The organism is Pseudomonas sp. SB113, from assembly GCF_040754745.1.
GTDB lineage: Bacteria > Pseudomonadota > Gammaproteobacteria > Pseudomonadales > Pseudomonadaceae > Aquipseudomonas > Aquipseudomonas grimontii.
The window spans coordinates 278637-303518 of sequence record NZ_JBFMHW010000006.1 but is presented as its reverse complement, the minus strand read 5'-3'; the positions used below and the strand labels follow the sequence as shown (position 1 = coordinate 303518).

The 24882-nt window shown below is 63.0% G+C and carries 22 protein-coding genes and 1 pseudogene; 8 read left to right on the top strand and 15 right to left on the bottom strand.

Annotated elements, in window-relative coordinates:
- Positions 1–272 precede the first annotated feature (272 nt).
- The 3 genes and pseudogenes from AB1462_RS11030 to AB1462_RS11020 form a co-directional block, all read right to left on the bottom strand.
- Positions 273–1397 (bottom strand): alkene reductase, encoded by a 1125-nt coding sequence (locus tag AB1462_RS11030; protein WP_367246723.1) that lies wholly within the window; start codon positions 1395–1397, stop codon positions 273–275.
- Positions 1398–1475: 78 nt separating this feature from the next.
- Positions 1476–2153 carry a type 1 glutamine amidotransferase domain-containing protein gene (locus AB1462_RS11025; RefSeq protein WP_090405805.1) on the bottom strand — a complete coding sequence of 226 codons (678 nt, stop codon included), beginning with the start codon at positions 2151–2153 and terminating at the stop codon, positions 1476–1478.
- Positions 2150–2777: pseudogene (locus tag AB1462_RS11020) on the bottom strand (TetR/AcrR family transcriptional regulator). The gene AB1462_RS11025 and the pseudogene AB1462_RS11020 overlap by 4 nt, the downstream one beginning before the upstream one ends.
- A 172-nt stretch (positions 2778–2949) precedes the next feature.
- On the opposite strand from AB1462_RS11020, the gene AB1462_RS11015 reads away from it, so the two are divergent.
- Positions 2950–3894 carry a GlxA family transcriptional regulator gene (locus AB1462_RS11015; RefSeq protein WP_090405811.1) on the top strand — a complete coding sequence of 315 codons (945 nt, stop codon included), beginning with the start codon at positions 2950–2952 and terminating at the stop codon, positions 3892–3894.
- Here AB1462_RS11015 and AB1462_RS11010 read toward each other — a convergent pair.
- The gene (locus AB1462_RS11010; RefSeq protein ID WP_090410047.1) at positions 3872–4378 is read right to left on the bottom strand and encodes a GNAT family N-acetyltransferase; all 507 of its coding nucleotides are present in this window, start codon (positions 4376–4378) and stop codon (positions 3872–3874) included. The two genes, AB1462_RS11015 and AB1462_RS11010, sit on opposite strands and share 23 nt — an antisense overlap.
- Positions 4379–4556: 178 nt before the next feature.
- On the opposite strand from AB1462_RS11010, the gene AB1462_RS11005 reads away from it, so the two are divergent.
- Complete coding sequence (locus AB1462_RS11005) at positions 4557–5429, top strand: undecaprenyl-diphosphate phosphatase (protein WP_259194841.1); 873 nt, start codon at positions 4557–4559, stop codon at positions 5427–5429.
- A gap of 139 nt (positions 5430–5568) precedes the next feature.
- Here the strand turns inward: AB1462_RS11005 and AB1462_RS11000 are convergent, their stop codons facing one another.
- Genes AB1462_RS11000 through AB1462_RS10980 form a run of 5 tightly spaced genes read right to left on the bottom strand, consistent with a single transcriptional unit; the run spans position 5569 to position 10046 of the window.
- On the bottom strand, positions 5569–6531 hold the full coding sequence (locus AB1462_RS11000; protein ID WP_259194842.1) for a Dyp-type peroxidase: 963 nt from the start codon (positions 6529–6531) through the stop codon (positions 5569–5571).
- Between the two features lie 49 nt (positions 6532–6580).
- Positions 6581–7399, bottom strand: coding sequence for a sugar phosphate isomerase/epimerase (locus tag AB1462_RS10995; RefSeq protein ID WP_259194843.1), 819 nt, complete (start codon positions 7397–7399; stop codon positions 6581–6583).
- A gap of 1 nt (position 7400) precedes the next feature.
- The gene (locus AB1462_RS10990; RefSeq protein WP_259194844.1) at positions 7401–8600 is read right to left on the bottom strand and encodes an FAD-dependent oxidoreductase; all 1200 of its coding nucleotides are present in this window, start codon (positions 8598–8600) and stop codon (positions 7401–7403) included.
- A 2-nt stretch (positions 8601–8602) separates the two neighbouring features.
- A complete protein-coding gene (locus AB1462_RS10985) occupies positions 8603–8923 on the bottom strand; it encodes a MocE family 2Fe-2S type ferredoxin (protein WP_090405826.1) in 321 nt (106 codons plus the stop codon).
- A 28-nt stretch (positions 8924–8951) separates the two neighbouring features.
- On the bottom strand, positions 8952–10046 hold the full coding sequence (locus AB1462_RS10980) for a fatty acid desaturase family protein (RefSeq protein ID WP_367246722.1): 1095 nt from the start codon (positions 10044–10046) through the stop codon (positions 8952–8954).
- 162 nt (positions 10047–10208) lie between these two features.
- On the opposite strand from AB1462_RS10980, the gene AB1462_RS10975 reads away from it, so the two are divergent.
- On the top strand, positions 10209–11252 hold the full coding sequence (locus AB1462_RS10975) for a LacI family DNA-binding transcriptional regulator (RefSeq protein ID WP_090405832.1): 1044 nt from the start codon (positions 10209–10211) through the stop codon (positions 11250–11252).
- Here AB1462_RS10975 and rtcA read toward each other — a convergent pair.
- Genes rtcA through AB1462_RS10960 form a run of 3 tightly spaced genes read right to left on the bottom strand, consistent with a single transcriptional unit; the run spans position 11249 to position 14312 of the window.
- Complete coding sequence (gene rtcA / locus AB1462_RS10970) at positions 11249–12274, bottom strand: RNA 3'-terminal phosphate cyclase (RefSeq protein ID WP_315339124.1); 1026 nt, start codon at positions 12272–12274, stop codon at positions 11249–11251. The two genes, AB1462_RS10975 and rtcA, sit on opposite strands and share 4 nt — an antisense overlap.
- An 8-nt stretch (positions 12275–12282) precedes the next feature.
- A complete protein-coding gene (locus tag AB1462_RS10965; RefSeq protein ID WP_315339122.1) occupies positions 12283–13071 on the bottom strand; it encodes a nucleotidyltransferase domain-containing protein in 789 nt (262 codons plus the stop codon).
- Positions 13072–13085: 14 nt separating this feature from the next.
- Complete coding sequence (locus AB1462_RS10960; protein WP_090405841.1) at positions 13086–14312, bottom strand: RtcB family protein; 1227 nt, start codon at positions 14310–14312, stop codon at positions 13086–13088.
- 212 nt (positions 14313–14524) lie between these two features.
- Here AB1462_RS10960 and rtcR point away from each other — a divergent pair, with 212 nt between their 5' ends.
- Complete coding sequence (gene rtcR / locus AB1462_RS10955) at positions 14525–16105, top strand: RNA repair transcriptional activator RtcR (protein WP_259194847.1); 1581 nt, start codon at positions 14525–14527, stop codon at positions 16103–16105.
- 529 nt (positions 16106–16634) lie between these two features.
- Here rtcR and AB1462_RS10950 read toward each other — a convergent pair.
- On the bottom strand, positions 16635–18608 hold the full coding sequence (locus tag AB1462_RS10950) for a sigma-54 interaction domain-containing protein (RefSeq protein WP_367246721.1): 1974 nt from the start codon (positions 18606–18608) through the stop codon (positions 16635–16637).
- Positions 18609–18793: 185 nt separating this feature from the next.
- Here AB1462_RS10950 and AB1462_RS10945 point away from each other — a divergent pair, with 185 nt between their 5' ends.
- From AB1462_RS10945 to AB1462_RS10935, 3 genes are read left to right on the top strand one after another with little or no spacing between them, the layout of a single operon-like run.
- Positions 18794–19810: a Gfo/Idh/MocA family oxidoreductase gene (locus AB1462_RS10945; RefSeq protein WP_315339119.1), complete on the top strand. Its 1017-nt coding sequence runs from the start codon at positions 18794–18796 to the stop codon at positions 19808–19810.
- Complete coding sequence (locus AB1462_RS10940) at positions 19810–20589, top strand: TIM barrel protein (protein WP_090405851.1); 780 nt, start codon at positions 19810–19812, stop codon at positions 20587–20589. The genes AB1462_RS10945 and AB1462_RS10940 overlap by 1 nt, the downstream gene beginning before the upstream one ends.
- Before the next feature lie 19 nt (positions 20590–20608).
- The gene (locus AB1462_RS10935) at positions 20609–21535 is read left to right on the top strand and encodes a sugar ABC transporter substrate-binding protein (RefSeq protein WP_090405854.1); all 927 of its coding nucleotides are present in this window, start codon (positions 20609–20611) and stop codon (positions 21533–21535) included.
- A 123-nt stretch (positions 21536–21658) separates the two neighbouring features.
- Here the strand turns inward: AB1462_RS10935 and yghU are convergent, their stop codons facing one another.
- Positions 21659–22486 (bottom strand): glutathione-dependent disulfide-bond oxidoreductase, encoded by an 828-nt coding sequence (yghU, locus tag AB1462_RS10930; RefSeq protein ID WP_315339116.1) that lies wholly within the window; start codon positions 22484–22486, stop codon positions 21659–21661.
- Positions 22487–22530: 44 nt separating this feature from the next.
- On the bottom strand, positions 22531–23766 hold the full coding sequence (locus tag AB1462_RS10925) for an MFS transporter (protein ID WP_367246720.1): 1236 nt from the start codon (positions 23764–23766) through the stop codon (positions 22531–22533).
- Between the two features lie 100 nt (positions 23767–23866).
- Between AB1462_RS10925 and AB1462_RS10920 the strand changes: the two genes are divergently transcribed.
- Positions 23867–24829 carry a cupin domain-containing protein gene (locus AB1462_RS10920; RefSeq protein WP_367246725.1) on the top strand — a complete coding sequence of 321 codons (963 nt, stop codon included), beginning with the start codon at positions 23867–23869 and terminating at the stop codon, positions 24827–24829.
- The last annotated feature ends 53 nt before the right edge of the window (positions 24830–24882 follow it).

Here is a 24882-nt window from a genome sequence, read left to right as displayed (position 1 = left end):
GCAGTCGCCTGCACTCAGCCCTCGGATATCGTTCTCCGAACGAATATGCAAAGGGCTTGAGGCAGAAGACTGGATAACCAGCTTCTTGGCGTCCGTTGTCACGGGACAGGTCCATGGTTACTTTTGGCGCTCTTCCAAAAGTGACCCGCTGTAAGAGCGGAACCCTAAGTCGCCGTTACCGCAGCAACGGATATGTACTCAATCAAATCCAACGACATGGTCGGCCCAAAGGCCGCCACGGAAACAAGCCCCCTCCCACATTGACCGCGTTCTTACTCGGAGTAAGTGGGATAGTCGATGTAGCCAACCTCACCCCCACCATACATCCCCTCTTCCCGCAGCGGATTCAACGGCCAGCCCTTGAATAGCCGCTGCGGCAGGTCCGGGTTGGCAATGAACGGCCGTCCGAATGCAATCAAATCCGCCAGCCCGGCTTCCACCAGTTTCGCACCGCGTTCAGCGGTATAACGACCGGCATAGATAATGCGGCCGCTGAAGGTGCTGCGCACGGCTTTACGGAAGGTGTCGGGCAGCACGGGGGCGTTGTCCCAGTCGGCTTCGGCGATGGACACGTAGGCGATGCCCGATGCCTCCAACACCTTGATCGCTTCGATGTAGGTGTGGTGCGGGTCTTCTTCCACCAGGCCGATGTACACACGGTCCTGGTCGGTGCCGCTGAACAACGGCGAGAACCGCACGCCCAGGCGCTCCGGCCCGACTACCTTGCTGACGGCTTCGACGATCTCGCGCAGAAAGCGCAGGCGATTGTGCAGCGAGCCGCCGTATTCATCGTCGCGCTGGTTGGAATGGGCCGAGATGAACTGGTTGACCAGGTAACCGTTGGCCGAGTGAATTTCCACGCCGTCAAACCCGGCATCCAAGGCATTGCGGGCGGCCTGGGCGTAGTGCCCGACCAATTCTTCAATCTCGAGCACGCTCAAGGCGCGCGGCACCGGCGGTTGCTTCAATTCACCCGCGCCAGGCGCGGTTTCGATAAAGGCCTTGGCTTGCTGGGCTTGAATGGCCGACGGTGCCACCGGTGCGGCGCCGTCAGGCTGCAAGGCGTTATGGGACACACGCCCCACATGCCACAACTGGGCAAAGATCACCCCGCCTTCGGCATGCACCGCGTCGGTGACCTTGCGCCAGCCGTCGATCTGCGCCGGGGTGTAGATGCCCGGCGTCCAGGCATAGCCCTGGCCACGCGGTTCGATCTGCGTGCCTTCGCTGACCATGAAACCGGCCGTAGCGCGTTGGCGGTAATACTTGGCCATCAGGTCGGTGGCGATGTCGCCGGGTTGTGCGCTGCGCTGGCGCGTCAAGGGCGGCAGCACGATACGGTTGTTCAAGGTGTGATGACCCAGTTTTACCGGGGTGCTTAAAACGCTGTTAGTCATTGAGGTAATCCAAATTCGAGACGAGCAAAAGCATTGGCGACTGTTGCAAGTCGCCAATGAATAGCAGGGTTAATTAACTTACGCGGTGAGTTTCAGCAGCGCCTTGGCCACGTCACTGGAACTTGCAGGGTTCTGCCCAGTGATCAGCAAACCATCTTCGAGCACGAAGGATTGCCAGTCGGCGCCCTTCTGATAATTGCCGCCCAGTGCCTTGAAATCATTTTCAATCAGGAACGGCACCACCTCGGTCAGGCCCACCGCCGCTTCTTCCGAGTTGGAGAAGCCGGTGACGCGACGGCCCTTGACCAGCGGCTCGCCATTGACGGCCTTGACGTGACGCAGCGCGCCCGGTGCGTGGCAGACAAAGCCAATGGGCTTGCCGGCACGCTCGAAGGACTCGATCAGGGCGATGGACACCGGCGACTCTGCCAGGTCCCACAGCGGGCCGTGGCCGCCTGGGTAGAACACGCTGTCGAAGTCGTCAGCGTTGACCGTGTCCAGCTTGACGGTGTTGGCCAGGGCCTGTTGCGCGGCAGGGTCGGCGGCAAAGCGGCGAGTCTGCTCGGTTTGCGCGTCGGGCTCGTCGCTCACCGGGTCCAGCGGTGGCTGGCCCCCGGCCGGGGAAGCCAGCACCAGTTCGGCGCCGGCGTCCTTGAATACGTAATAGGGTGCAGCAAATTCTTCGAGCCAGAAGCCAGTCTTGCGGCCGGTGTCGCCAAGCTGGTCGTGAGAGGTCAGTACCATTAATACTTTCATTTTCCAGTGCCTCGATCAGTGAATGTCGTTGTGTTCAGGGTGACCCAAGAGCTGTCGGGTCAGCAGCAACGCCTCATCAAAAGGCGCGGATGTACGGGTGATCTTGCTCATGACGCTGGTCCCCAGCCACAGCGCGTACAGGCGCCGGGCCAGGCTTGCAGGGGCTTGATCGACGTTCAGGGAACCGTCCTCAAGGCCGCGCTGTATGGCGATGGCGAGTAAATCGATGGTGTGCGACGTGCCACGCTCCAGCGCCAGACGCATGGGCTCTGAAAGGTCTGACACCTCGGCACCCAGTTTGACGGCAAGGCATTTGCCCGCATCGGTGCAGCCGGTCTGGTTGTCGATCCAGGCTTGCCAATAACGCATCAACTTGGCGTGCTGGGATAAGCCGGGCTGGTCGAACAGTTGCTGCATGCCGTGCACGTAGTTGTCGAAGTAGGTATCGAGCAACACGACACCGAAGCCATCCTTGGAGTTGAAGTAGTGATAGAACGAACCTTTAGGCACCTGGGCGGCTTGAAGTATTTCGTTCAGGCCCACCGCAGAAAATCCTTTACGACCGACAATCAACTGCGCCGTGTCGAGAATGGTCTGCCGTGCACTTTTAGTTTCGCTGTTCATGCTTCACTCCGTCCGATTAGACCAGTCGTCTAGTTCGTTGAGGGAATGTTAGGGGCCGCGCCAAACCCTCACAATGTCATATGCGCAAGGATTCCGGACATGAGCCGGAGTGGGTTGCCGTTTACCCGGCACGCGCCGACAATCCACCCTCCCACGCCCCTGGAGACATGCGATGCACAGCGTTGCGCTGATGGTTTACCCGAACTTCCAATCCCTGAGCCTTAGCCTCGGCTCGGTGTTCGAGTGCGCGAACCTGCTGCGCGGTGAGCCGGCCTATGAGTTTCACCTGGTATCGGAAAGCGGCGGCGCAGTGATGACGTCCCAGGGGTTCTCGGTGAACACCTCGCCTCTGCGGCCGCAAGGCTATGACACGCTGATCGTCAGCGGTTACCTGGAGTTTCGCCTGCCGGAGGCCAACCTGCTGGCACTGGTCAAGGCCGCTTCCGCTCAATCGCGGCGCGTCGCCTCGCTGTGCATGGGCATCTTCGTGCTGGCCGAGGCCGGCTTGCTCGACGGCAAGCGCACCACCACCCACTGGATCCACGCGCCGGCCTTTCGCAAGCGCTACCCGGACATCCGCCTGGAAGAAGACAAGCTGTTCATCGTCGACGGCCAGGTATGGACCGGCGCCGGCATGAGTGCCGGGGTGGACATGGCGCTGGCCATGGTGGAGAACGACCTGGGCAGCGACCTCGCCCGGCGCATTGCGCGCAAGCTGGTGATCGCCCAGCGCCGGGGCAGCGAGCAGTCGCAATTGTCGGCATTGCTGGAGCTGGACCCCAAGTCTGACCGCGTGCAACTGGCCCTGGCCTACGCCCGCGAAAACCTCACACACGACCTGTCGGTGGACGCCCTGGCCGACGTGGCCCGGCTGAGCCCGCGCCAGTTCAGCCGGGTATTCCGCGAAGAAACCGGGCAAACCCCGGCCAAGGCCATCGAAGCCCTGCGGGTGGAAGCTGCGCGGGCGATGATGGAAACCAGCCGGCACCCGGTGGAAGTGGTGGCCCGCGAAACCGGCTTCGGTGACCGCGAGCGCATGCGCCAGGCGTTTTTAAGGGCGTTCGGGCAGCCGCCGCAGGCGATGCAGCAAACGTTTAATGCAACACCGCCCGCGTAATCAGGTAACTCATCAACTGCGGATCATCCGCCAGTTCAAGGGCCTGCACCGGGCGCGGCAGGTTATCCAGCACCGAGCGCCAGAACGCCTGGGACACTTCGTCCTGGTCATAAAACCGCACCAGCCAATCCGCCTCGCCGCTGCACAGCACCTGGGTGGCGATGGCGCGGCCAATGCCTTTGCGGCGGTAACGCTTGAGGATAAACAGGTCGGCCAGTTCCAGCGCGTCGATGCCCGGCAATTCGCTGCCTTCGATCAGCAGGAAGCCGGCGATGCAGCCGTCCACCAGCAACAGGTTGGCGCTCCACAACGGGTCTTGCCAGTAGCGCGTCAAGTGTTCGTCATGGATGTAGAAACGGCCGTCCGCCTCGACATCTTCCTGCTCCCAGTCCGACGACTCATAGGCGTAGTACTGGTAAAGGTTGCGGATCAACTCGGATTCTTCGGGGCCGGTCTGGATCAATTCGACTGTGGTTTCAGGCATGGGGCTCTCGGTGACAAAACGCAGGGCGCCATTGTTCACAAATTGCCGGGACAGTCCAATACAGCGGCGAACCTTTCTACTTGCTGAACCGATTGCAGTTAGCGATTGCCTTGGCCGAACTCTTGAAACATTTCGAATAAACTTCGTCGATTCGCCACTTTTTTCAAGGACACGCACTTTGACCAACGTCTGTACCGCCGGCCTGGATGTGGGCTTCGCCTCCCTGGACTACTTGCAGATCTTCATCCTGGGCGTGATCCAGGGCATTACCGAACTGTTGCCGGTCTCCTCCACCGCCCATATGCGCGTAGTGCCCGCCCTGCTCGGCTGGCAAGACCCTGGCTCGGCGTTTTCAGCGGCCATGCAGTTGGCGGCACTGGCGGCGGTGGTCAGTTATTTCTGGCGCGATGTACGCCAAGTGACCACTGGCAGCATCGGCGCGGTGCGCCGGGGCGACTACAACGATCAATGGTTCAAGCTGGCCGTGGCGATTGTGCTGGCAACCATTCCCATAGGGATTGCCGGCCTGGCCTTGTCATCGACCCTGAACGCCTGCAATTCGCCGCTGCGCGGGCTGATGGTGATCGGGATTTCCTGCGTGGTGATGGCGGTGTTGCTGGCAGCGGCCGAGCTGCGCGCCCGGCATACCCGCGAGGTCAGCCAGATGCGCCTGCGCGATGCGCTGATCGTCGGTGTCGCGCAGATCGGCGCGCTGATTCCGGGCGTATCGCGTTCCGGTTCGACCCTCACCGCAGCGCTGTTCCTCAACTTCAAACGCGAAGAAGCCGCACGCTTTTCTTTCCTGCTGGGCCTGCCCGCCATCGCCCTCGCCGGCTTGAAGGAGCTGTGGGTGCTGCTGCACGCCGACCTGCCCGCCCATGCCTGGCCGCATTTGCTGTTCGGGCTGGTGGTGGCCAGCGTCTCGGCGTTTTTCGCGATCTGGGGCCTGATGAAGTTCCTGGAACGGTTCTCCACCTGGCCGTTTGTGATCTATCGCGCGCTGCTGGGGGTGTTCCTGATTGTGGCGGTCAGCACCGGGCTGCTGAGTTGATATAAACCCCCGGCTCAACCCGGCATAAATCTCATGTGGGAGGGGGCTTGCCCCCGATGAGGGCGTGTCAGTTAATACATCTTTAACTGACCCACCGCCATCGGGAGCAAGCCCCCTCCCACATTTGAACTGCTTTGCCTTACAGCCCGCCCGTACGCTCCGCCAGTGCTTCGAGCAGGTCGGCCGATGGCACGAAAAACAACCCGCCGGTGACCGCCGTGCTGAAGTCCAGCAAGCGGTCGTAGTTGCCTGCCGGGCGGCCGACGAACATGTTTTCCAGCATCAGCTCCAAAGGCTGCGGCGAGCGTGCGTAGCCGATGAAGTAGGTGCCGAACTCCCCGGCGCCCGGGCGGCCGAAGGGCATGTTGTCGCGCAGGATTTTGACTTCTTCGCCATCCTCGTCGGTGATCACGGTCAGCGCGCTGTGGGCATTGCTCGGCTTGGCCGCATCGTCCAATTCGATGTCCGCCAACTTGGTACGCCCGATCACTTTCTCCTGGGCTTCCACCGTCAGGCCGTTCCAGGCGGTCATGTTGTGCAGGTACTTCTGCACCAGCACGTAGCTGCCGCCTTCGAATTCGGGGTCTTCGTCGCCGACGATGGTGAAACCCACGGCCTTGCGCCCCACCGGGTTCTCGGTGCCGTCGACAAAGCCAATGATGCTGCGCATGTCGAAATAGCGGAAACCCTGGACTTCATCCACCACCTTCACGCTATCGCCCAGTGCAGTCATCAGTTGGGTGGCGAGCTCAAAGCACAGGTCCATCTGCTCGGCGCGGATATGCAGCAGGATGTCGCCGGGCGTCGACACCGCCATGCGCCCTTCTACACCGAACTCTCGAAACGGGTGCAACGCCGCCGGGCGCGGCGCGCCGAACAAGCGGTCCCAGGCCTGCGAGCCAAAGCCGCAGACGCACGTGAGGTTGCCCGCCGGCACGCGCTTGCCCACCGAACGCACCAGCCCGGCGATGTCTGCGCACCAGGCGCGCACGCTGTCTTCACTGCCGGGGGCGACGGTGGCGACCATAAAGATCGCGCTGCTGGTGATCGGGTGGCAGACGGACTGCGGTTCAAGAGGCGGCTGAACAGAGGAAGTCGGCATGGGGCAAATCCAGGCTAAGGGCGGGAGTGAACTCGCGCAGATTAGCAGATCATTTCCGACACTCCTGCCACACGCCGCGAATCAAGGCCTTGAGCTTCAACGCCTCGGCCCAGCGGTCACTGATTTCACGCCCGTCGGCGCCGGTGATGGCATAGGGCGGCGGGCCCAGTTCGCAGGTGAAAGACAGGCTGTGCGGGGTGTCGGGGCGGGCCAGCCAGTCTTCGATCCCGTAGCGCCACCACGCGGTAAAGCGCTGCACCCAGGCCTGGTGCTGGGCGAACTCCAGCGACACCTGCACCTGTTCACTGCTGGCCACACGGCCATGAAAACCCCAGCTATGACGCAGGATCGTGCGGATCTGCTCATCGTCTTCAGCGGCGCCAGGCTCGGGCAGCTCGCGCCCGACCACGTAGTGAGAAAGGTCCGCCAGCAGCTTCAAATCGGGCATCTGCGCCAGCAGGTCGAGGGTGAACGGCAGGTCGTTGGTGAGGCGATAGCGGTGGGTTTCCAGCAGCACCGGAAAGTCCACCTGCTCGGCCAGGCGTTGCCAGCCTTCGATCAAACGGGCGGCCTCGGTTTGGGTGCGCGGGCGCACATCGGCTTGCAGGGTAAGGTGGTGGCAGCCATGGCGGCTGATCACATCCAATGCGGCTGCCAGGTCGTCCACGCTTTGCGGGAACAACTGGCCTTCGATCTGCAGGCCCCGCGCGGTGGCGGCGGCGTGCAGGCGCGCGACATCGGCGGCTCTCCAGTAATGATCGGTAATGCCGTCGAAACCGGCGGCTTTGATGCGGTCGAGTTGGGCCTCCATAGGGCCGGGCTCGGTGTGCATCGCCCACAGGGATTGGAACACCAGGAATTGGCGCATATCAGCCTCGCAGCAGCTGTTTGAGGGACACGTCGGGGTCGGCCAGGCTGGCCGCGTTGAGGGCGATGCGCGCGCTGATCAGCCGTTCGCACAGCTTGACGTCCTTGGCCACGCTATTGCCGCGGCCCCAGCCGCAGGCGCCTTGCAAGCGCTGGTCGGCGTCGAGGTAGAACAGCAACAGACCCGCGTCCGGCAATACACGGCTGACGGTCAGCGGCGTGATCACGCCCACGGTCTGCAAGCCCCAGTCGTACTGGTCGGACCAGAAACCGGGGAGCGTTTCGAACGGCTGATCGCGCCCGAGCATGTTCAGCGCGGCATGCCGCCCTTGCGCCTCGGCGTTGCGCCAGGTTTCCTGGCGTTGGTACTCGCCGCCGAGGCGAAACTCGCAAACGTCACCTGCCGCGTAGATGTCCGGCGCGCTGGTGCGCAGGTGCGTGTCGACACGAATGCCCTGTCCCACCTCCAGCCCCGCCGCCACGGCCAACTCGATATTCGGCTGCATGCCGATGCCGACCACCACCAGGTCGCAGGGCAGCGACTGCCCGTCCACCAGTTGCACCGCATCGTCATGGATCGACTCCAGCGCCACATTCAAGCGCACGTCCACGCCGTGTTGGCGATGCAGTGTCAGCAGCGCTTCGGAGATGACCGGCGCCAGCACCCTGCCCGCCAAGCGTGGCCCGGCTTCAAGCACCGTCACCTCACAGCCCAGGCCCCGCGCCGTGGCCGCGACTTCCAGGCCGATAAACCCGCCGCCGACAATCACCAGCCGTGCTCCGGGGCGCAACGCGGATTTCAGCACCAGCGCTTCATCGTGGGTGCGCAGGTAAAGCACGTTGGCCTGCTCCTGGGGCAGACGCCGCGCCCGGCCTCCGGTGGCCAGCAACAGGCCGGCGTAGGACAGCCACTGGCCGTCGGCGAGTTGCAGGCGGTGCTGCGGCGGGTCCAATTGGCTGACCGGGTTACCGGCGATATGTTCGATGCCCAACTCGGCGAACCGGGCGCTGTCGCACAGGCTGCAGCCGGCCAGGTCCACGCTGCCCTGCAACAACCCCTTGGACAGGGGCGGCCGCTCGTAGGGCAAGTGTGGCTCGTCGCCGATCAGGATCAGGCGCCCGCTGTAGCCTTCTTCACGCAGGGTCAATGCCGCGCGGCCACCGGCATGGCCGGCGCCGACGATGATCAAAGGTGCGTTCATCATCAAGCCGTGACGGCGAGCAAAACCCGCCCCGCTTCGACCCGCACCGGGTAGGTCTTGAGGTTGACGCACACCGGCGCGCCCAGGGCCTTGCCGGAGCGATAATCGAAGCGCCCATTGTGCTTGGGGCATTCGACCACATGGTCCATTACCAGGCCGTCGGCGAGGTGGATTTTCTCGTGGGTGCACAGGCCGGCGGTGGCGAAAAACTCATTGTCCGCCGAGCGAAACACCGCGTAAGTGTGCGGCCCGTGGTCGAAGCGCAGCACGTCTTCTTCATCTATTTCGCCCACGGCGCAGACGTCGATCCATTGATCGTTCATGGCGTTTTCTCTTGTTCTTGGGTGGGATTCAGCCAGCAGTGGCTTCTGCATGCATCGGGGCCCTGGCGGCCGGTTCAGCACTGGGGCTGATGGGACGCTGGACGAAATACGTCGGATCGCTGCGCTGCTTCCAGATCGTCGGGATGATCTCCCTGTACGCCTCAAACAGGTTGGCGTACGGCGGCGGGCAGTCGTTGCGGATCTCTTCGTGCAGTTGCGCCAATGCGTGGTACGGCACCATCGGGTACATGTGGTGCTCAAGGTGGTAGTTCATGTTCATGTAGATAAAGCGCAGCACGCGGTTCATGTAGATCGTGCGGCAGTTGCTGCGGTGGTCGAGCACGTCTTCGGCCAGGCCTACATGCTGGGTGAGGCCGAACACATAACCGAGCCAGGCGCCGTAAATACTGGGCAGCCCAACCAACATCAGCGGCAACCAGCTGTGCAGGTACAGCGCGGTGCCGATCACCAGCGCATAAATGCCAACCCAGATACGCGCGGCGCGGTACACCTTGGGCCACTCGGATTCGGGAATGAAGTCCGCCTCCTGGGCACTCATCTGGCCGATCGCATGGCGCGCTACACCGCTGAAGGTCTTCCAGGCCAGGGGCAGGTTGAACAGGCTGAGAAACATCATCGGCAGGCTCGGCGGGCGTGGCTCGACGATCTCCGGGTCACGGCCGACGACAATGGTGTCGGTGTGGTGCCGGGCATGGCTCCAGCGCCAAACGTGGGGTTCGAAGATGCACATGAAGCTTGCGACCTGGTACAGCACATCGTTCATCCAGCGGGTCTTGAACGCGGTGCCGTGGCCGGTTTCGTGCCAGCGCGGGTTGGACGCGGTACCGTACAGCACGCCATAGGCGAGGAAGAACGGTACGCAGGCCCACGTGCCCCAGAACCAGTAGCCGCCGAAGCCGGTGGCGAACAGTGCACTCACCCAAATAGCGGTGTCGAGCAAGGCCGGGCTGTCGCGGCGTTGCATCAGTTCTTTCATGCGTTTACGGGAAATCGGCGATTGGTACCAACTGGCCGAGACCAGGCCTTTTTCCGCCGCGCGGGCGGCTTCGGGGCCGGTGAGGCTGTAGTCGCGCCGAGCGATGTGAGCGGTGTGTTCAGGCATTGTTATTGTTCTCCGCAAGCGAGAGGTTTCAGGTGCTTTGCGAAACCAACGATAGAGTGCGGCTAAATCACCCTCAAGGCCTTGAATCCATTCCCTATCAAGCTATCATCCAGGCCCAGCGGGGCTTGATAGTTTTCTATCAAGACGCTCAAGGGGGCTGTCATGAACAACAATAAACGCCCGACCATCGCCACCGTCGCCGCCCATGCGGGCCTCAGCGTGGCGACCGTCGACCGCGTGCTGAATGCGCGTGCGCCAGTCAATCCGCAGACGGCCGAGCAGGTGTTCCAGGCCGCCGAAGCCGTGGGCTATTTTGCGGCGCGGCTGATCGGCCAACGCATACGCGAACGCCGGCCGACCTATCGCTTCGGCATTCTGCTGCTGGGCACCGCCCAGGCGTTCTATGCCCACCTGGCGCAGTCGATCAGCGAGGCGGCGCAGCATCACGCCACCGCCAACCTGACCTGCCAATTCGACTACATCAATGACCGCACACCCAGCGCCATCGTCGCGCAGATCGAACAACTGGCCGTGCAGTGCGATGCCCTCGCCGTGGTCAGCTTCGCCCACCCGCTGATCAACGCGTGCCTGGCGCAAATCCGCGAGGCCGGCGTGCCGGTGGTCGCCCTGCTTTCGGATATTCACGAGCAAGCGCTTGAACCTTATGTAGGCCAGGACAACCACGTGGTCGGGCGCACCATGGGCTGGCTGCTCGCCCGGACCTGTGGCGCCCGCAAGGGCAGCGTGGGGATTCTGCTCGGCGGCCATCGCTTCCTCGGTCACCAGGCACGGGTCGAAGGCCTGCACAGCTACCTTGCCGAACATGCACCCGGCCTCAAACCACTTGAACCGCTGATCAACCTGGACAACTGCGACATCACCGAAGAAGCCACCCTCGACCTGCTCACACGCCACACCGACCTGCGCGGCCTGTGCGTGGTGGGCGGCGGCGGCGACGGCATCATCAGTGCGCTGGCGCAACTGCCCAAGCGCCCGGCGTTGTGCTGCATTTTGCAGGAGTCCACGCAGCTGTCACGCCAGGCGCTGAGCCAGGGGTTGATCGATGTGGTGATGGACTCACAGCCCAGGCAGACGGCGAACGCGCTGGTGCAATTGCTGGTGCAATTGCAGAGTGCCGAGGGGTTCGATCCGGTGCGGCATCGGGTGCATATCGCGCCGCAGATCGTCACCTCGGAGAATCTTTAGAGCGCCCGGCACTGCACCTTCAACGCCCCCTCTTGCTGCTCATGACTTTCGATCACTACCGGCAGAAAGCGGCGAATCACCGCCATGTTGCTGTGCAAGTGATCGCTCATATGCGCCGTGGTGAAACTGCCACCGCCCGCCAATGCCATCGGCAACAACAGTTGGTCCGCCAGGTGTTCGCCCACCGCCGTGTCGCTGCCCTGCCATTGCACTGCCTGGTTGATTGCCTCATCGGCGACGGTTTCAGCACGGACCCTGGCCATGCCAAAGGCGCTGAACACTTCAGTGACGTGCTCGTGGGCGTATTCCAGCATCAGCACATTGCCCGGGCCGTGATCGGGATCTATCTCGACCGTAAACAGCTGTGCCGGGCTGAACCCCAGACGCTGGCGTACGCGCTTGAGCTCACGCTCGCCCACCTGAGCAGGCAAGCCGGCGTTCAGGGTGGTCGCCCGGGCGTCCAGCAATTTGCCACGCTGCATCAGGTGCAACGGCGCCAGTTCGCCGGGCTGGATAAACGCCTGCAACTCGCCGCCACCTGCCGGGACAAAACCATGCCGGACCAGACTCAACTCAACGCGCGCGCCCATGCGCCGCAACAGCGGCAACCAGGCGCGTTGCAAGAAGTCCACCGGCGGTGCCAGCGGGTTATGGGTGCCGCCGCAAATGGTCACGCGGCTGGCGGCCGTTGCCCGCAACAGCGCCGGCAACAGCGTTTGCAGCACCAGGGTGCAACTGCCCGCCGTGCCGATCACAAAGCGGTAGTCGCCGCCCTGAATCGGCCCGGGGGCAAAGAGCAGGGTTTGCGACCCCAGCTCGGCGCCTTCCACCCGAGCGCTGCACACCTCGGCCGCTGCCAGCACGGCCGTCAGGTGCTGGCGCATCAACCCAGGGCGGCTGCGCTTGGCGCGGATGTTCCTGATGAGCAGTGTGCGCCCGGTCACCATCGACAGGCTCACACCACTGCGCAATACCTGCCCACCGCCAATGGCGCCATCCAGTTCAATCACGTCCTGTTTCATATCCATCCTTATGCAAAGCGTTTAACCGTGTCCCGCAGATAGCGGTCCAGTCGTTGTGAGTCTTCGCGAGTGCGTGGCAATACCGGCACTTCGCGTTCCAGTTCAGCCTCGATAAATGCATGTAGCGCCGGACGCCGCGGACCATAAGCCGCCTCACCGGCATTGCGTTTGAGCGCCAGCAACGTCGCCACTTCATCCAACAGTTGCGCGTCATTCACCGTGCTCAGCAAGTCGGCGAAGGTCATCGGCGGCCGCCCCAGCCCCAGGTCGATCCAGCGCACCGCCAGCAACGGCCGCAAGACGTAGAAGTATTTCTTGAAGCGCACCGCTTCACCTTGCAGGTAACCGCGAAAGTTCTTCCTGGCCATCGACAGGTAGTGATTGCGCGCGGCCGGCGGGCTGTAGAAAGCTTCGGCCAGCGCCCGCAGTTGCGCGGTGGCCTCGGTTTCCTGGCGATACACCAACGGCGAATCCAGCCACTCCAGCAACGTGGGATTGGATTTGCGCAGCAGGCCCAAGGTCTTGCGCAGTTCCCAACCACTCACGTCCAACTCGTCATCCAGCGGACGTTCGATCACGTCACGCGGCGCGTCCACCTGCATGAACCAATCAGGTTTTTCCACGTAGGCGAAACGCACATCGTAGTCGCTGTCGGTGGAGGCAAAACCCCAGGCGCGGCTGCCCGATTCACAGGCATACAGCACCTTCACATTGCGCTCGTGTTCTATCTTGTCCAGCGCCTGCACGACCCGGGCGCGCATGGCGTCGCTCAACGGGTGTCGTTCTTCCCTTTGCATCTCGATTCCTCCGCTTATCCTTTGACGCACACCACCTGACGCAAGGTGTGCAGCACTTCCACCAACTCGCGCTGGGCGTGCATGACCTGGTCGATGTCCTTGTAGGCCATCGGTATTTCGTCGATCACATCGGCGTCCTTGCGGCACTCCACATGGGCGGTCGCACGGATCTGGTCGGCGACGGTGAAGGTGTTCTTCGCCTTGGTGCGGCTCATGGTGCGACCGGCGCCGTGGCTGCACGAGCAAAACGATTCTTCGTTGCCCAGGCCGCGCACGATGAAGCTTTTGGCGCCCATGGAACCCGGAATAATCCCCAGCTCGCCTTTTTTTGCGGAGACCGCACCCTTGCGGGTCACCAAAATTTCTTCGCCAAAATGCCGCTCTTTTTGTACATAGTTGTGATGACAGTTCACGGCCTCCAGTGCCACTTCAAACGGTTTACTGATCACCTGGCGCGTCGCCTGGACCACCGCGCGCATCATCAACTCGCGGTTCTGCCGGGCAAAATCCTGGGCCCAGCCCACGGCTTGCACGTAGTCATCGAAGTGCTGGCTGCCCTCTTCAAAATACGCCAGGTCACGGTCCGGCAAGTTGGCCAGGTGCTGACGCATATCCGCCTGGGCCAATTGGATAAACAGGTTGCCGATGGCATTGCCCACGCCCCGCGAACCGCTGTGCAACATGAACCAGACGCGGTTGGCTTCATCCAGGCACACCTCGACAAAGTGGTTGCCGGTGCCCAACGTGCCCAGGTGCTGGCGGTGGTTGCTGCGTTCCAGTTGCGGGTACTTGTCGGTGATTGCCTTGAAGCGCGGATGCAACGTAGCCCATACCTGATCGGCCTGAGCCGGCACGTCTTCCCAGGCGCCTTTGTCACGGCCGTTACGGCTGCGGGTACGGCCATGGGGTACGGCGGCCTCAATGGCGCAACGCAGGCCATGCAGGTTGTCCGGCAAATCGCCGGCCATCAGCGTGGTGCGCGCGGCGATCATGCCGCAGCCGATGTCCACCCCCACGGCGGCCGGGATGATCGCCCCCACGGTGGGGATAACGCTGCCGATGGTCGAGCCCTTGCCCAGGTGCACATCCGGCATCACCGCGAGGTGCTTGAAGATAAACGGCATCTTGGCGGTGTTCATCAGTTGCTGGCGGGCTTCGGGCTCAACCGGCACGCCTTCGGTCCACAGCTTGATCGGTTTGCCGTTGGCGACTTCCAGCAGTTGGCAGGTGTTCTTTTGCATGATCTCGATTCTTTTTTGAAAGCCGTCGTTGCGGCGTTGATCAGGTGATAGCAGCAGACGTGCCAGCTTTTTCCGCACGCTTTAAAAAATTTACAACCCATTGTTTTACATTGATATTTTTATAATTTTTATTTTTCGCCAGTGAAAAACCATGACAAACCGATCACCGGCTTAATATCCTTACATATCGTTACTTATATTTTGGTCTAGTCATGAAGCACAAGCGCACGGTCGCAATCGGATTTATCGGCTCCAAGCTGGATCGCGTCGGCAAGGGAGCCAATCGCTGGAACCACTGGCGCCCCAGCGTCGGGCTGTGCCAGCAAGAGGATGTGCAGATCGATCGCCTGGAATTGATCCACGACGTTGACGCTCGCGATACCAGCCTGGCCGAGCGGGTACGCGCCGACATCCAGCAGATCTCGCCCCACACTGAGGTGCGCCTGCACCCGATGCCGCTGGTCAACCCTTGGGATTTCGAAGAGGTGTACGGCGCGCTGCACGATTTCACCAGCGCCTATACCTTCGACACCGAGCGTGAGGACTACCTGGTGCATATCACCACCGGCACCCACGTCGCGCAGATCTGCTGGTTCCTGCTGACCGAGGCGCGCAACCTGCCGGCACGCCTGATCCAGACAGCCCCTTCACGCCGCCAGGACGACATCGCGCCCGCCACCGGCACCCACACCCTGATCGACCTCGACCTGTCGCGCTACGACCGCATCGCTTCGCGCTTTGCCCACGAGCGCCTGGAAGGCCTGGCGTTTCTCAAATCAGGAATTGCCACGCGCAACCGTGCGTTCAATGCCTCCATCGAACAGATCGAACGTGTGGCCGTACGCTCAACGGCGCCGATGCTGCTGATCGGCCCCACTGGGGCCGGCAAGTCCTTCCTCGCCCGGCGCATCTACGAACTCAAGCGCAGCCGCCATCAGGTGCAGGGCCGCTTTGTCGAAGTGAACTGCGCCACCCTGCGCGGCGATGGCGCGATGTCCGCGCTGTTCGGGCATATCAAGGGGGCCTTTACCGGCGCGCAAAACGCTCGCGACGGCCTGCTGCGCGCGGCCCATGGCGGCATGCTGTTCCTCGATGAAATCGGCGAACTGGGCCTGGATGAACAGGCCATGCTGCTCAAGGCCATAGAGGAAAAACGCTTCTACCCGATGGGCGCCGACACCGAAGTGACCAGTGAATTCCTGATCATCGCCGGCACCCACCGCGACCTGCGCGGGCGGGTCGCCGAAGGGTTGTTTCGCGAAGACCTGTATGCGCGTATCAACCTGTGGACCTTTGACCTGCCAGGCCTGGCGGGAAGGCGCGAAGATATAGAGCCCAACATTGATTTCGAACTGGAGCGTCACGCCCGCGAGCAGGGCCGACGCGTACGCTTCAACCTGGAAGCGCGTCGTCGTTACCTGGCGTTTGCAGGTTCCAGCGAAGCGGCGTGGCTGGGCAACTTTCGCGAACTGTCCGCATCCATCACGCGCATGGCGACACTGGCCGACAGTGGGCGCATCAATGAAGCCCAGGTCGAAGAAGAAATCCAGCGCCTGCGTTACGCCTGGGGACTGTCCGAGCCCCATATGCTGCTGCCTGCCGACCTGGACCTGTTTGACCAGTTGCAGCTCAAGGCTGTCATCGATGTTTGCCTGCAATCCGACAGCCTGTCAGACGCTGGCCGCCGCCTGTTTGGTGTATCACGCCAGGCCAAGGCACAACCGAACGATGCAGATCGGTTGCGCAAATACCTGGCGCGGTTTTCGATCGATTGGAAGCAGTTGAAGCCCTAGCTCCGACGAACATCTCCTCGACCCAAACCAAACGGTGGCGTTTTGTCATGGTTTGTAAAGGGCCAGCAAGGCCGGTCCCTTTTAATTGCAGGACGTTTCCTAGACAATCCTGGCCGCCTTGTGCCTGCTGGAATCGGTGGCTGGCCTGCGGTCCGTCACTGCTCATCAGTGATCGGGTTTAGTCGCCCGTTACCAGTTTGCGCAAGCTGTCGCCATGTTCATGGTGGCTGTGCGCAGGGCACCTTCGGGTGCGCCGGGTTCAACTGGCCGGTCGACTAACCTGCGTACAGCCGCCACCCGACGTTTAGTCGCGAAAGGTTCGGCTCCTTACCTACCAGTTGGAATTACACCATGAACAAAGTCATCCCCGACCCACCCTTCGATCCCGCCATCGATCACTATCTCCCCACCGCCTGAAACGCGGTTAAAAAATATGGGAGGGGGCTTGCCCCCGATGGCGGGGGATCAGTTAAGTAGATGTCAACTGACACTCCGCTATCGGGGGCAAGCCCCCTCCCACATTTTGACCTTACGCGCCGCGAAAATCTGCGGCATTCAGCCCGAATCGACTCATCTTGTTGTACAGCCCACCCCGCGACACGTTCAGTTGCCGGGCGGCCAGGCGGATGTTGCCGCCGGTGCTTTTGAGTGCGGCGACGATGGCGTGCATTTCGTGGCTGCTCAGGTCCTGGGCGGGCTGAGGTTCGTAGTGGCGTAGCGTGGCGCGCGGTCTGGTTTCCAGGGGCAAATCGGCCGCCTGGATCAGCTCGCCCGCCGCCAGGTTGGTGGCGCGCTCGATGCTGTTTTCCAGCTCGCGCACATTGCCCGGCCAGCCGTAGGCCGACAGCAGTTCCAGCGCATCCGGGGAAAATCCCTGTACCGATTTGCGCAGCGAACGGGCGCAGCGCATGAGGAAGTGCCGTGCCAGCAGCGGAATATCTTCACGGCGCATGCGCAGCGGCGGCACGGTCAGGTTCAGTACGTTGAGGCGGTAGTAGAGGTCTTCACGGAACGCACCTTCGGCCACCGCCTGGCTGAGGTTGCGGTGGGTAGCGGCAATGATGCGCACGTCCACCTGCCGTGAGTTTTTCGCGCCGACGCGGGTGATCTCGCCTTCCTGCAACACCCGCAGCAGGCTGACCTGAGCGTCGAAGGACATATCGCCAATCTCATCCAAAAAGATGGTGCCGCCATCCGCCAGTTCAAACTTGCCCGCCGATCCACCCCGGGCCGAGCCGGTGAACGCGCCTTCGACATGCCCGAACAGTTCGCTCTGCACCAGGTCGCGCGGGATCGCGCCGCAGTTGACCGCCACGAACGGGCCGTTGGCGCGGTCGCTGGCGTTGTGGATGGCTTGGGCGAACAACTCCTTGCCGGTGCCGCTTTCGCCGAGGATCAGGGTGGTGGATTCACTGCGACTGGCGATGCGCCCCAGGTGCAACGCGTCCTGGATCGCCCGTGACGTGCCCTGGATGGTGTCGAAGGTGTAGCGCGCCTGAGTGCTGATGATGCGCCGGGTGATTTCACGAATGCGGCGGTTCTCGCGCAGCGACACGATCACCCCGCCCTGCTCCAGCGGGCACACCGAGACCAGGCAGGCGAGTTGGCTGCGGTCGTGCAGGTGGAAGGTGCAGTCGAGGTCGCGCACCGGCTCACCACCGCGTAAAAGAATGGCGTCACTCAACTCACTGCGGCCCAGGCGCTGGAAGGGGCTGCCGATCAACTCCAGCCCCACTCCGAACAGTTGCCGGGCGTAACGGTTGAGCGCCTTGATACAGCCACGCTCATCGAGCACCACCAGGCCTTCGTTGAGGACTTCAAGCACGGTTTGCTTCTCTTCCAACAGCGCTTGCAGGGCCATCTGGCGTGATACCGCTTCGGCAGCGGCTTGCACGGTGCCAAGGGTGTGAAAGTGAAACCAGCCGGGTTCGGCGGTGAGGGTCAGCATTGCCAGGGTCTGGCCCTGGGCATTCCTGATCGGCGCGGCGGCGCAGTGCATGCGGCGTTGGCGCAGGCCACTGCCGAAGTTTTCTTCGGCCAGCACGTACACCAGGCGGTCCTCGGCCAGGGCCAGGCCGGTGCAGTTGGTGCCCTGGACCGATTCGAGCAGGCGACTGCCGACGGGGGTGATGTCCAGCCCGCAGAAATACAGGGTGGTGCCGTCGGCGTCGGTGAGGTTGATATGGCCGCGAGGATTGTAGGCCAACAAGCCGTGCATGACTTGCGCGGCGGCGGCGATCAGCACGCGGTGAATGCCCAGGGTGGCATCAAGGTCGTGAGGCGCGACAAAGCGGTACTGGCTGTCATCCGGGTCGATACCGGCATCGACGCTGCGCCGCCAGGAATCCCAGATCACCTGCCGCACCTCCGCCGGGCGCTGCACCTGCCCGGTCAGGCACGCCCGCCACGCGTGTTCCAGCGCGGCAACGGGGCCGTCGTTCAGCGCCGCAGGCCCCAGGGCCGTCAGGTAGTCGAGGTCTTGTACGCTGAACGCCATACTCATCGGGAGGTATCCATGTTCATATTTTTGACATGTCAGTATAGGCATGTCATCAGAATGAACACATTCTGTTTATCGTTTTTTATAAATTCTTACTTATCAGCTACTTATAAATTGGCATAACCTTTGCTCCTTCCCCTTTGCCAGTCAGGGCTGTCCTGCGGCCAACAATAAAAAGGGGTCACTTCATGAGTACACAGAACATCCGCCTGGGCTTGATCGGGGCTGGTCGCATGGGCAGTTTCCACGGCCTGACCGCCGCGCGACACATCCCCGGCGCGACCCTCGCCGCCATCGCCGACCCCACTCCCGGCCAAGCCGCACGCCTGGCAGCCGAACTGGGGGTAGCCAAGGTCTACACCGACCCGCAACAACTGCTCGACGACCCGGATATCGACGGCGTCCTCATCGCCGCCCCTGCCCGCAGCCACGCCGAACTGGTGATCAGCGCCGCCCGCGCCGGCAAGGGGATCTTCTGCGAAAAACCCATGGCCATCACCCTCGACGAAGCCGACCGCGCCATTGCCGCCGCGGCCGATGCGCGCGTGCCGCTGCAGGTCGGTTTCAATCGGCGTTTCGCCAAGAGCTTCCGCACCGCCCACCTCGATGTGGCGGCCGGCCGCATTGGCACGCCGCAGTTGTTGCGTTCGCTGACCCGCGACCCGGCACTCAACAACCCGGCCAATTCGCCGCAATGGGTGATCTTCCTGGAAACCCTGATCCACGACTTCGACACCCTGCGCTACCTCAACCCCGGCGCCGAAGCGGTGCAGGTGTATGTGATGGCCGACGCACTGATCGCGCCGGAGTACAAAAGCAAAGGTTTCCTCGACACCGCCGTGGTCGCGATCCGCTTCGACAACGGCGCCATCGCCACCGCCGAGGCCAACTTCCAGGCAGTGTACGGCTACGATGTGCGCGGCGAAGTATTCGGCAGCGCCGGCATGCTGAGCATGGGCAGCCTCAACGACTCCGACCTGGTGCGCTACCTGGCCCAGGGCATCCAGGCCGACACCCAACGGATGGACACCGACCTGCTGCGCGACGCCTACATCGCCGAACTCAACCACTTTGTCGACTGCCTGCGCACCGGCGCCAAGCCCATGGCCAGTGGTGAAGACGCGCGCGCCGCCCTGGCGATTGCCCGCGCCTGTATCGAGTCGTTCGAAACCGGCAAGGCCGTGGCCGTGCAGGGAGCCCGTTGATGAGCCCGTTCAAACTGGCGATCAGTGCCGAGATGGTGTTTCTCGACCTGCCCTTCATCGAGCGCGTCAAGCGCATTCATGCACTGGGTTTCAGCGCCGAGATCTGGAACTGGACCAACAAGGACATCAGCGCCCTGGCTGCCACCGGCGCCGATTTCACCTCGATGACCGGCTACATCAGCGGCACCCTCACCGACCCCGACGGTATCCGCCAACTGCTCGACAGTGCGCGCGAATCCATCGGCGTCGCCGAGCGCCTGAACTGCCCCAGCCTCAACCTGCACGGCACCGGCCTGGGTGACGGCGGCCTGCCGGTGCAGCCCGTGAGCCAGACCACCGGGCGCATGTGGCTGAGCGCGTGCAAGGCGCTGGAAAAAATCGCGCGCCTGGGCGAAGACGCCGGCCGCGTGTTCCTGCTGGAAAACCTCAACACCGAGGTCGACCACCCAGGCACCCCGTTCGCCCGCGCCGACGACACCCTGGCGCTGATCGAAGCCGTGGGCAGCCCGCACCTGAAGATGAACCTGGACCTGTACCACGCGCAGATCGGCGAAGGAAACCTGATCGAACTGATCCAGCGCGCAGGCAGTGCCATCGGTGAGATCCAGGTGGCCGACGTGCCCGGGCGCAAAGAGCCCGGCACCGGCGAAATCCACTACCCGGCCATTGCCAGGGCCCTGCACGCCATGGGATATAACGGCGTGGTCGGCCTCGAAGGCTGGGCCAGCGGCGACAGCGAGTTGGCCCTGGAGCGTTTCCGTCAAGCGTTCACCCTATAACAATAAAAGGAACACCCTCATGCATCGCTATTCATTGCTTGTTGCTGCGTTTTTACTGCTGTTCAGCCAATGGACCTTCGCCGCGTATCGCATCGGCGTGAGCATCGCGCGGGTCGACGATAACTTCATGACCTACGTGCGCACCGGCCTGGAAAATGCCGCTAAACAACAGGACGTGCAGATCCAGTTCGAAGACGCCCAGGGCGACGTGGTGCGCCAGCTCAACCAGGTCGAAGGCTTTCTCAACCAGAAAGTCGACGCCGTGATCGTGCTGCCGGTGGACACCGCCGCCACCGCCAACATGACCCGCGCCGCCGTGGCAGCCAAGACGCCGCTGGTGTACGTCAACCGCCACCCGGATGAGCGCACCTTGCCCAAGGGCGTGGTCACCGTGGCCTCCAACGATATCGAGGCCGGGCAATTGCAGATGCGCTACCTCGCGGAAAAACTCGGCGGCAAAGGCAATGTGGCGATCATCATGGGCGACCTCGCGCAGAACGCCACCCATGACCGCACCGAAGGCGTCAAGCAGGTGCTCAAGGACTTTCCCGGCATCAAGGTGGTCGAGCAGCAAAGCGCCGAGTGGCAACGCAGCAAGGGCATGGACCTGACCAGCAACTGGCTGCTGGCGGGCACGCAGTTCGATGCCATCGTCGCCAATAACGATGAAATGGCGATTGGCGCGGCCATGGCCTTGCAACAGTCAGGCAAGGCCAAGGGTGAGATCGCGATTATCGGCATCGACGGCTTGCCCGACGGTTTGGCGGCGATCAAGCGAGGCATGCTCACCGCCTCGGTGTTCCAGGACCCCAAGGCCCAGGCCACTCAGGCAGTGCAGTCGGCGATCAAGATGATCAAGGGCGAGCCGATCGAGTCGGAGGTGTGGGTGCCGTTCGAGCTCATTAAGCCCGAACAGGTGGCGGTGTTCGAACAGCGCTACAAGTAAATCGAAGATAAGGCGATCAAAATGTGGGAGGGGGCTTGCCCCCGATGGCAGTGGGTCAGTTGATACATCCGTGACTGATCCACCGCTATCGGGGGCAAGCCCCCTCCCACACTTGGATCTCAATCAGTCCAGGTCACTTGCGTCATGCCGCTCGGGCAACGGTTCCTCGCCCGACACCCCATTCACCCGCCGCCCACGCTGCACCGCCGGCCGCGCATCAATCGCGTCGGCCCAGCGCTGTACGTGTGTGTACTCGTGCACCGACAGAAACTCCGCTGCCCCATACAGGCGGCCTTTGACCAGCCCGCCGTACCACGGCCAGATGGCAATATCGGCGATGGTGTATTCATCCCCGGCGATGTATTCGCTCACGGCCAGGCGCTGGTCCAGCACATCCAACTGGCGCTTGGTTTCCATGGCAAAACGGTTGATCGGGTATTCCATCTTACTCGGCGCATAGGCATAGAAATGACCGAAGCCACCACCCAGGTACGGCGCGCTGCCCATTTGCCAGAACAACCACGACAGGCACTCCGCGCGGGCCGCAGGCTCGGTGGGGAAGAAGGCGCCGAACTTCTCGGCCAGGTACTGCAGGATCGCACCCGACTCGAACACACGAATCGGCTGGGCGCCGCTGTGGTCCATCAAGGCCGGGATCTTGGAGTTCGGGTTGACCCCGACAAAGCCGCTGCCGAACTGGTCGCCGTCGCCGATTTTGATCAGCCAGGCGTCGTATTCCGCGCCGCTGTGCCCCAGGGCCAGCAGTTCTTCAAGGAGGATGGTGACCTTCTGCCCGTTGGGCGTGGCCAGAGAGTACAGCTGCAGCGGATGCTTGCCGACCGGCAGCGCCTTGTCATGGGTGGCGCCGGCGATGGGCCGGTTGATGCTGGCGAAGGTGCCGCCGCTTTCGGCGTCCCAGGTCCAGACTTTCGGGGGTACATACTCGGTCATGCTTACGGCTCCAGAAGCGTTTGCGATCAGCGAAGCGCTTGAGACTAAACCAAAGACGGGTGGTGCGTCACACTCCCCGCCTCGCTATGCCGGGGCACCTGCACACGTAGCGCGATCAACAGTGCCGCCAGCAGCATCAAGCAACCCGCGCCCAGAAACACCCCGTCGATGCCGGTGGCACTGAACATCGCGCCCCCGCCCGCAGCACCCGCCGCGATGGCCGATTGCACCGAAGCGACCACCATGCCACCGGCACTTTCCGCCTGATCCGGCACCGCACGCGCCACCCAGTTCGACCACGCCACCGGCACGCCGCCGAAGGCCATGCCCCACAGCGCCAGGAGCAATGCCTGACCCGGCAGTGACGCGGGCAGCAGCACCAGGGCCAACGCAGCGACGCCCACCAGGACCGGCATCAACACCAGGGTTCCCCGGGGGTTGCGCACCAGCAACCATCCGGCCAGCAACGTGCCGACAAAATTCGCCGCGCCAAACCCCAGCAGCATCAACGCCAGCCCTTGGGTGCCGACCCCGGTGGTGCTTTCCAGAAACGGGCGAATGTAGGTAAACAGCGCGAAGTGCGCGGTGTGCACCAGCACGCAGCCGAACATGCCGATGGCGATGCCGGGGCGCAGCAGTACATCAAGCACGGTGCGCAGGCGCGCGGTGCCGCTGGGTGCCAGGCGCGGCAGCGTGAACAGCTGGAACGCCAGGGTCACCCCGCCGACGGCAGCCGCCGCCACAAATGCACTGCGCCAGCCGTACAGATCCCCCAGAAAGCTGCCCAATGGCACCGCGACCACGGTACCCACCGCAATGCCGCTGAAGATGATCGACAGGGCACGCGGCAGCAATGCCGCCGGTACCAGGCGCATCGCAACGGCCGCCGCCATGCTCCAGAAACCGCCGAGGGCAATGCCCAGCAGGATGCGCATCAACAACAGCACCAGGAGGCTGGACGAGAACGCCACCAGCAGGTTGGACGCAATCATCAGCGTGGAGAACCCCAACAGCACCAGGCGTCGGTCGATGCCGCGCGTCAGGCCAGGCACCAGCAAACCGGCGAACAACGCCACCACTGCCGTGACCGTGACCGCTTGACCGGCCAACGCTTCCGACACGCCCAGGTCCAGGGCCATCGGCGTCAGCAGGCTGGCCGGCAGGTACTCCGCCGTGAGCAGGCCGAACACGCCCATCGCCAGGGAAAACACCGCCATCCAGGCCGGCGTGGTCGGTTCTGCCCTGCCATCGACAGGGGAATGGGACACACAATCATTCATCACAAGAGATCCTCAGGCATTAGCGTGACGGCCAGTCTAGGTTCCACCCTCAGGATGATCTATGATTCAAACCCTTGAGTTTTTGACCGAAACCCCGAATATGCCAGCCGACAATGCATTCACCCTGTCCTCCGAGCTGATCAATGAGCTGCTGCGCAGCATGCGCCTGCGCGGCGTGCAGTACCGGCGCATCCAGGCCGGGCCGGTGTTCGGTATCAGCTTTGCGGCCAAGCCCGGCCACGCGTATTTCCATTTCCTGGCCGCCGGCTGCGCGACCCTGCGCCTGCACGACGGCAGCCTCTTTGAGTTGTCGGCCGGTAATGCGGTGTTTATCGCCCACGGTGGCGCCCATGCGCTGTTGTCCAAGCCGGATGACCCTGTGCAGGACATCGCCAGCTTCGATGCCGCACCGCTGGGCGATACCGTGTGCGGCGTAAATGCCTCGCCCGATGAGGCCCCCAGCACCCTGCTGTTCAGCGCCTGCATGGAGTTCGAGCTCGACAGCATCCAGGGCCTCGGCAACCTGATGCCGGCCTTGATGCTGATCGACGCCGGGGGCCAGCGTTACCCCGGCTTGATGCCGATCCTGGCGGTGATGGAACGCGAAGTCTCCAGCGCCCGCGTCGGTTATGCCGGGATCCTCGCGCGCCTGGCCGATGTAGTGGCGGCGATGATCGTGCGCGGCTGGGTCGAATGCGCCTGCGCCAATGCGTCGGGCCTCGCGGCCGCCTTGCGCGACACCCGCCTGGCCGGCGCCCTGCTCGCCCTGCACCAGCAACCGGGGCGCGACTGGAGCGTGGCCGAACTGGCGGCGCACTGTCATACCTCACGCTCGGTGTTCGCGGATCGTTTCCAGGCCACCCTGGGAGTACCACCGCTGCGTTACGTGACCGAACTGCGCATGCGCCTCGCCAGCCAGTGGCTGACCCTGGAGCGGCTGCCCATCGAAGAAGTCGCGTACCGCCTCGGCTATACCTCCCAGGCGGCCTTCAGCCGCGCCTTCAAACGCATCACCGGGCAACCGCCGGGGGCCAGCCGCCAAGGCTTCAGCAGCCCGGCATGAAGGGTTCCTCGCCGACCGATTGAACAGGGGATGCAGGCGCATCAACAATTGCG